This is a genomic window from Mycobacterium sp. IDUB_21 (assembly GCF_055419425.1).
Genome location: NZ_JBVAXQ010000006.1, coordinates 256,471 through 264,390 on the forward strand (window position 1 = coordinate 256,471; position 7,920 = coordinate 264,390).

A 7,920-nucleotide genomic window follows, 5' to 3' on the forward strand; every position below is an offset into this window, starting at 1 on the left:
ACATCGTGACCGCCACCCTGAATGCTGCTGAACAGAACCCCGACCTGGTGCTCGACCAGAGTGCCGATGACTACTGGAACCACTACCAGCTGACGTTCGCGCTCTACAGCGTCAGCGACCGGGCCATCCCTTCCGCGTTCGACGGGCTCAAGCCCGGCCAGCGGCGTCTGCTCTATCAGATGCACGACTCGAAACTGCTGCCCGGGAACAAGCCGCAGAAGTCCTCGAAGGTCTGCTCGGCCGTCACGGGCAATCTGCACCCGCACGGTGGCGCGTCGATGTACGGGGCCGCGGCACTCATGGCTGCTGAGTTCCAGCGGGTGAAAGTCATTGACGGACAGGGCGCATTCCCGCGCATCCAAGGTGACATTCCTGCCGCCGACCGCTACACCGAGATGCGGCTGTCGGCGCCCGGTGCGGCGCTGACCGCCGAACTCGACAACCACGCCGTGCCGATGATGTCGACGTTCGACGGCGAGTGGACCGAACCGACGGTGCTGCCGGCGCGGTGGCCGGTGCTGCTGTGCAACGGCGCCGTCGGCATCGCCGAAGGCTGGGCGACCAAGGTTCCCGCCCATAACCCGCGCGAGATCATGGTTGCCTGCCGGGCGCTGCTGGCCACCCCGAACATGACCGACGACAGGTTGGCAAGACTCATTCCCGGCCCGGACTGGGGGTGCGGCGCCACGGTGGTAGGCACAGCCGGGCTACGCGAATACCTGACCACCGGCCGAGGCGCGTTCACGGTACGCGGGACAGTGTCCGTAGACGGGAAGGACGTCATCGTCACGGAGTTACCGCCCGGCGTAGCGAGTAACACCGTGCAGGAGCGGATCCGGGCGCTGATCGAGTCCGGGGAGATGTCCGGCGTCGCCGACATGTCCGACCTGACCGACCGGCGCAACGGGCTTCGTATCGTGGTCACCGCAAAGCGCGGCCACAGTGCCGAAACCATCCGCGACCAGCTGCTCGCGCTTACCCCGCTGGAGTCGACATTCGCTGCCAGCCTGGTCGCACTCGACGAGAACCGGGTGCCGCGGTGGTGGTCGGTGCGCGAGCTGATCGCGGCGTTCCTGTCCCTGCGCGACTCGGTGGTGTTGCGGCGCAGCGAGTATCGTCTGGAGAAAGTCACTGCGCGCCGGCATCTGGTGTCCGGTCTGATGACCATTCACCTCGACATCGACGCCGCGGTCGCGGTGATCCGCGGGTCCGACACCGTCGATGAGGCCCGCCAGGGCCTGCAGGAACGGTTCAAGATCGACGCCGAGCAGGCCGATTACGTTCTGGCGCTGCAGCTTCGTCGGCTGACGAAGCTCGACGTCATCGAGCTGCAGGCCGAAGCCGACAAGCTGGACGCCGAGTTCGCGGAACTGACCGAGCTGGTTGCCGACCCCGGCGCACGCCGGAAGGTGATCGACCAGGAGCTGGTCGAGACCGCAAAACTGTTCAAAGGCGCCGAGTTCGACCGTCGCACCGTGCTGGACTCCGAGGCCACGCCCGTGACGTCCAGCGTCGATGAGGACGGGCCGCGCGAGCGCAAGGTCAACGCCGCCTGGCGCCTCGATGACCGTGGTGTGTTCTCCGACAGCCACGGTGAGCTGCTCACCTCGGGACTGGGGTGGGCGGTGTGGACCGACGGGCGGATCAAACTCACCTCCGGCGGCGGTCTGCCGTACAAGATCCGCGACATTCCCGTCGCACCGGACATCACCGGGCTGCTGTGCTCGGGCGTACTGGCTGATGGTCACCACCTGGCATTGGTGACCCGCCGCGGAAAGGTGCTGCGCATCGACCCGGCCGCGGTGAACCCGCAGGGCGCGGCCGGCAACGGGGTCGCGGGTGTGAAGCTGGCGGCCGACGGCGATGAGGTCATCGCCGCGCTGCCGCTCACCTGCCAGAACGGCGAAGCCATCCTGTCGAGGTCTGACAAAGGCTGGAAGGTCACCGAAGTAGCCGATATCCCGGTGAAAGGGCGCGGGGGCGCCGGCGTCGGGTTCCACCCGTTCGTCAACGGTGAGGACGCGCTGTTTTCGGCGACGGTCTCTGCGACCGGGTTCGTGCGAGGTAAGCGGGCGGTGCGGGCCGAGACCCGCGCGAAGGCCACGATCAAGAGTCCGGGTGATGGCGTGACGCCCGCGCCGTAATCGGCGAGCTGGGAATCCTCCGACGCGCCGGCATCTCGAGGGCGTAACCCTCGGACTGCTGAGGGAAAGACCGTTTCCGTTTACAGACATTGCTAGTGTGCGGTTTAGACGAACAGTCTTCTCATCGGGCCACGGTGAATGCGACGGGAGTGTCACCATCGACGCTTGGATTCTCGACGCCGTGCGGACGCCGCGGGGCAAGGGCCGCCCAGGAGGGGCGCTGCACGACATTCATCCTCAGGCCTTGTTCGCGCAGTGCCTGACCGCCCTGGCCGCCCGCACCGGGTTCGACCCCGCCGAGGTCGACGACGTCATCGCCGGCAACGGGATCCTGTCCGGCGACCACGGCGACGACATCGCCCGGCTGTCGGTGCTGCTGGCCGGGTGGCCCGAATCGGTACCGGGGATGACGCTCAACCGCTTCTGCGGGTCAGGCCAGCAGGCCGTCACGGTGGCGGCCACCGCGGTCGCCGCGGGAGCGGAGAACCTGATGCTGGCCGGTGGCGTGGAATCGATGTCCCGTTGGGGGGTGACCGTCGGGGTGCCGACCATCGACGGCGACAACGCCGCCCTGCGCCGCAATTATCCGACCGTCCCGCAAGGCATTTCCGCCGATCTGATTGCCACGCTGGAGGGCTTCAGCCGGGCTGATGTCGACGCCTACGCCGCCGAGAGCCAGCGCCGCGCCGCCGAAGCCATCGCGCAGGAGCGGTTCGACCGCTCGCTGATCGCGGTCACCGACTCCCACGGCACGGAGGTGTGCACCCGCGACGAACATCCGCGGCCGGGCACCACCGCCGAGAAGCTGGCCGGCCTGCCACCGGCGTTCGCACAGCTGGGTACCGCACGGGTCGAGGGGGAGGCCCGCACCTTCGACGAAATCTGCCTGGACCGCTATCCGGGGCTCACCGCGATCGAGCATGTCCATCACGCCGGCAACTCCTCGGGCGTCGTCGACGGCGCCGCAGCCGTGGCGGTGGTGTCGCAGGCGTGGCTAGGCGCCCACGGTGCCACGCCCCGGGCCCGCATCCGGGCCACCGCCGCACTTGGCAGCGAACCGGTGATCATGCTCACCGCACCCGGTCCGGCGGCGCAGCGCTGCCTGCAGCGCGCCGGTATGCGACCCGGCGATATCGACCTGTGGGAGATCAACGAGGCCTTCGCCGCGGTGCCGCTCAAGACGATTCGCGATTTGAGCCTCGACCCGGCTCGGGTCAACGTCAACGGCGGGGCCATCGCCCTGGGACATCCGATCGGCGCGACCGGAGCGATGCTCATCGGCACGCTGCTCGACGAACTCGAGCGCCGCGACCTGACCACCGGCCTGGTCACCATGTGCACCGGGGGCGGCATGGGCACGGCCACCATCATCGAAAGGGTCTGAGATGAGCGACACCGTGCAGATCGACCGGTCCCACGGGGGCGTCGCCGTCGTGACGCTGAATCGCCCGGACCGGCTCAACGCCGTCAACGAGGTGATGCGCGGCGCGCTACTGCAGACGTTCACGGCGCTGGGCGCCGACCGTTCGGTGCTGGCGGTAGTCCTGACCGGTGCGGGCCGGGGCTTCTGCTCGGGCCTGGATGTCCGCGACTTCGGGCCCGGCATCCCCGAGGCCGACGACCCGGCGATCGACCGGATGCGCTTCCAGGAGTCCATGGCCGCGCTGCCCCAGGCGATCCGGGCCATGCCGCAGCCCGTCGTCGCCGCCGTCAACGGCGCCTGTGTGGGCGCCGGGCTGGCGATGTGTCTTGCCTCCGACATCAGGATCGCCTCGACCGCCGCGAAATTCGGCAACGCGGCCATCCTGCTCGGCCTCTCGGGAGCAGAGATGGGCATGAGTTATCACCTGCCTCGCATTGTTGGCACCAGCGTGGCCGCGGACTGGATGCTCACCGGCCGGACGGTGAGCGCCACCGAAGCCGACCAGCGGGGACTGGTCAGCCAGCTGGTGGAGCCGGACGCACTGTTGGAACGCGCGGTCGAAATGGCCGGTCTGATAGCCGGATTGGCCCCGCTCGGGGTGGAGCTGACCAAACGCGCGTTGCAGGTCAACGTCGACGCCGCCACCTTGGACGCCGCCCTTGAGCTGGAGAACCGTAACCAGGTGTTGACCCATGCCACCGACGACGCGGCTGCCCGCCGGCAGAAGTGGTCTCGTTGACCGGCTCGCCGACCGAAAGGAATCACCACCATGGCCTGGGACTTCTCCACCGATCCGGAATGGGCCGAACAGCTGGCCTGGGTCGACGAGTTCGTACGCACCGAGTGCGAGCCGATCGACATGGTGGTCACCGAATCCCATGACCTCAACGATCCGGTCCGCCAAGCCCTGATCCCGCCGCTGCAGAGGATCGTCAAGGAGCGCGGCCTGTGGGCCACCCATCTGGGTCCGCACCTCGGCGGCCCCGGCTACGGTCAGGTCAAGCTGGCACTGCTCAACGAGATCCTGGGCCGTTCGGAATGCGCGCCCATCGTGTTCGGTTCGCAGGCACCAGATTCCGGGAACAGTGAGATCCTGGCCCATTACGGCACCCCGGAGCTCAAGGACCGCTATCTCGAACCGTTGCTGGACAACCGGATCATCTCGTGTTTCTCGATGACCGAACCGCAGGGCGGCGCGGATCCGAAGGTCTTCACCACCACCGCGACCCAGGACGGCGACCACTGGGTGATCAATGGCGAGAAGTGGTATTCGTCGTTCGCGTCCATGGCCTCGTTCCTGATCGTAATGGCGATGACCGACCCGGATGCGCCGCCGTATCAGCGGTATTCGATGTTCGTGGTGCCGGGCGACACCCCGGGCATCAACGTGCTGCGCGACGTCGGCTTGGGGTATCAGCCCGCCGACGGCGGGGGACGCGAGGGCTACGTCCGCTATGAGAACGTCCGGGTGCCGGCCGACCACATGCTCGGACCGCGCGGCGGGGCCTTCGTCGTGGCGCAGACCCGGCTGGGCGGCGGGCGGATTCACCACGCCATGCGGACCGTGGGTCTGGTGCGCCGGATCTACGACATGATCTGCGAGCGGGCGGTGTCGCGCTACACCCAGGGCACGGTGCTGGCCGACAAGCAGATGGTGCAGGAGATGATCGCCGACTCCTGGATGGAGATCGAGGCCTACCGGCTGTTGACCTTGCAGACCGCTTGGAAGATCGACCAGTACAACGATTACCAGGCGGTGCGCGCGGACATCTCGGCGGTCAAGGCGATGATGCAGAAGGTGCTGCACGACGTGTCGTCGCGTGCCTTGCAGATTCACGGTTCACTGGGCACCTCGCATGAGATGCCGTTCGTGCAGTACCTGACCGAATCGTTCGTGCTGGGGCTGGCCGACGGCCCCACCGAGGTGCACAAGGTGACATTGGCGAAGCTTCTCCTCAAAGATGTTGCGCCAGCACCGGATCTGTTCCCCTCCGAACATCTGCTGCGGTTGCGGGCGGCGGCCGAGGCCAAGTTCGCCGACAAGCTGGCCGGGATCCCGCGGAGCTAGCCCGCGTCGATCGCAAGACCGGCGGCGCCGGGTGCAGCCGGTCGGCGCCACATCAGCTCAGTAACGTCCGCGCCCTGTTCAGCAGTCCGGGCAGGGCTGCCGCCATCGCTTCGAGTTCCGCTCGGGGTGCGCTACTGCGCCGGTTGTGCTTGACGATCAACGACCACGTCGCCGTCGACTTGAAGCACGCCAGCGCCATGAAGTACCGCAGGTCTGTGCCGTCGATGCCGCTTACGCGGATGTAGCAGTCCGCCAGTTCGTCAACGCCGGGGCAACGGCCGGCATACGGGGTTTCGCGACGATAGGTCTGCGGGTCGGAGTTGATCAGGAACCAGCCCGCATCGATACGCGGGTCGCCGACCGACCAGATCTCCCAGTCGATCACGGCGGTGATCTCGGCGCCGACGGCCAGCAGGTTGCCGAGCCGGAAGTCGCCGTGTACCACCGCCGGGGCGACCGGAGCGGGCAGGCCGGCACACAGTGCATCGCCGACCTCCCGCCAGCCGGGCGCCAGTTCCGGGTCGACGGTGGTCAAGGTGGCGCTCCACCGCTCGATCTCGCTGGCTGCATCACCCACGGGCTCGTCGCCGAAACCCAAGGAACCCGGATCCAGCCGATGCAGTCGAGCCATCACCTGCGCGGCATGGCAATAGCGTCGCGCGACAGCGTTGTCGACCACGGCTGAGGGGGCATCGAACAGCGGCTCGAAGGACTCGCCGGCGACGAGCGTCATCGCGAACAGCGGCGGCACCTCGGGGGGAGCGCCGTCGTCGCACCAGAGCAGCTGGGGGACCGGCACGTCGCTAGCCGACAGTGCCGCGATCATCCTGGCTTGGCGCAAGACATCGCGGTGTGCCACCGGGGCGCGGCCGGGCGGGGCCATCTTCACTACGACCGGGCGGCCGTCCTGGCTGCCCCGGTAGGTGAGACTCGACGCGCCACCGGTCAGCGGCGCCACGTCGGTCACACCACGCGACGCCAGCCGTCGGCGCAGCGCGGTCAGGACCGCATCAGTCACGCAGCCAGCCGATGTCACGCAGGAATGATTGGGTTTTGACGATCTGCCCGGTCAGCGTCTGGGGGTCCGCGGTGCACAGCCGATACGCGGTCTCGGTGATCAGCGCGATGTCCTCGGTGTCGACCTTGGCCAGATCCAGCGTTCCCGCGCCCGGTGTGGCCACCGGATTGGTCGGGGCCGCGGCGTTGACTGCGATACCGTCGGCATACAGCTCTGCGGCAAGGCTTTTCGTGAGCCGGTTGAGTCCGGCCTTGACGGTGCCGTAGATGCCGAAGCCGGCCGAGGTGTCGAATTCGGAGAACGGGGGACCAGGCGGTAAGTCTCCGCCGACCGAGGTGAGGTTGAGGATCCAGCCGGCGCCGCGTTGCCGCATCGCGGGAATAGCGAGTTGGCTCAGATGCAGCGGACCCACCAGGTGCATCTCCAGCATCAGCCGCACACGGCGCTCCGGGAACCCGTCGAGCGGGCGCAGGAATGTCACCGCGGCGTTGTTGACGAGGATGTCGGGAGCGCCAAGCTCGGCGGTGACCTGTTCGAACAGCCGCTCGCGGTCTTCGGTCGCCGACAGGTCGGCCTGCACCGCGATGGCCCGGCCGCCGTCGGCGAGAATTTCGTCTCGGGTCTGGCTCAGCGACCCCTCGTATTTCGCGTCGGGCTCCAGGGTGCGGGCGGTGAGCGCAACTGTTGCGCCTTCGCGCGCCAGGCGCTGCGCGATGGCCTTGCCCAGCCCCCGGCTGCTGCCGGTCACCAATGCCACTTTGCCGTCACAACGTCCCACCCGAAGTGTTCCTTTCGCCGGTTGATAACGCATTCTCCGGTACTGAGAACATCGTTACCACCTGCGGTGAGGTATGGGAAGAGCTGCGCGCCGACGACGACGCTTCGGGCACCGAGAGGGAAACCCCGGGGTGTACTGCGGGTAGTACTGGGTGTCCCAGGACGGGCTGGGCCCTTTTGGGCCGTCGACGCCGCGGTTGTTCGAACTCTTCGGCCAGGTGTCCTCGCCGGCTTTTCGCGCACTGTGTCCGAGGGATTTGATCCGTCAGGACATCCCGGTCAGTGCGGCATCGGCCCCAACAACAACTACCGGCCCAACTAACAGAAAAGCCCCGGCGGAGCCAGGGCAATCTGTAACCGATGACGCGACTCAGATGTCACCTATGACGCGACTCATCACATATGTGGGCGAAGGGGTGTGTGAGTTCACGACATAGGTGACAGGTGAGTCGCGTCATGGGTGACACCAGTAGGGATGGTCGATGAGTCG

At 67.5% G+C, this 7,920-nt stretch carries 6 protein-coding genes; 4 read left to right on the forward strand and 2 right to left on the reverse strand.

Annotated elements, in window-relative coordinates; all coding sequences use genetic code 11:
• Positions 1-5 precede the first annotated feature (5 nt).
• From ACZYY4_RS12035 to ACZYY4_RS12050, 4 genes are all read left to right on the forward strand, one after another.
• Complete coding sequence (locus tag ACZYY4_RS12035) at positions 6-2,144, forward strand: DNA gyrase subunit A (RefSeq protein WP_463810200.1); 2,139 nt, start codon at positions 6-8, stop codon at positions 2,142-2,144.
• Between the two features lie 169 nt (positions 2,145-2,313).
• Positions 2,314-3,528, forward strand: coding sequence for an acetyl-CoA C-acetyltransferase (locus tag ACZYY4_RS12040; protein ID WP_463810226.1), 1,215 nt, complete (start codon positions 2,314-2,316; stop codon positions 3,526-3,528).
• Between the two features lies 1 nt (position 3,529).
• Positions 3,530-4,306 carry an enoyl-CoA hydratase/isomerase family protein gene (locus ACZYY4_RS12045; protein ID WP_463810201.1) on the forward strand — a complete coding sequence of 259 codons (777 nt, stop codon included), beginning with the start codon at positions 3,530-3,532 and terminating at the stop codon, positions 4,304-4,306.
• A gap of 30 nt (positions 4,307-4,336) precedes the next feature.
• Positions 4,337-5,635: an acyl-CoA dehydrogenase family protein gene (locus tag ACZYY4_RS12050; protein WP_463810202.1), complete on the forward strand. Its 1,299-nt coding sequence runs from the start codon at positions 4,337-4,339 to the stop codon at positions 5,633-5,635.
• 52 nt (positions 5,636-5,687) lie between these two features.
• Here the strand turns inward: ACZYY4_RS12050 and ACZYY4_RS12055 are convergent, their stop codons facing one another.
• Together ACZYY4_RS12055 and ACZYY4_RS12060 are read right to left on the reverse strand one after the other, a co-directional pair.
• Complete coding sequence (locus tag ACZYY4_RS12055) at positions 5,688-6,653, reverse strand: phosphotransferase family protein (protein ID WP_463810203.1); 966 nt, start codon at positions 6,651-6,653, stop codon at positions 5,688-5,690.
• A complete protein-coding gene (locus ACZYY4_RS12060) occupies positions 6,646-7,464 on the reverse strand; it encodes an SDR family NAD(P)-dependent oxidoreductase (protein ID WP_463810204.1) in 819 nt (272 codons plus the stop codon). The genes ACZYY4_RS12055 and ACZYY4_RS12060 overlap by 8 nt, the downstream gene beginning before the upstream one ends.
• Between the last annotated feature and the right edge of the window lie 456 nt (positions 7,465-7,920).

Excerpts from the sequence above, each read along its gene's own strand:
- ACZYY4_RS12050 (WP_463810202.1), top strand. The coding sequence starts at position 4,337 with ATGGCCTGGGACTTCTCCACCGATCCGGAATGGGCCGAACAGCTGGCC.
- ACZYY4_RS12045 (WP_463810201.1), top strand. The coding sequence starts at position 3,530 with ATGAGCGACACCGTGCAGATCGACCGGTCCCACGGGGGCGTCGCCGTC.
- ACZYY4_RS12060 (WP_463810204.1), bottom strand. The coding sequence starts at position 7,464 with ATGCGTTATCAACCGGCGAAAGGAACACTTCGGGTGGGACGTTGTGAC.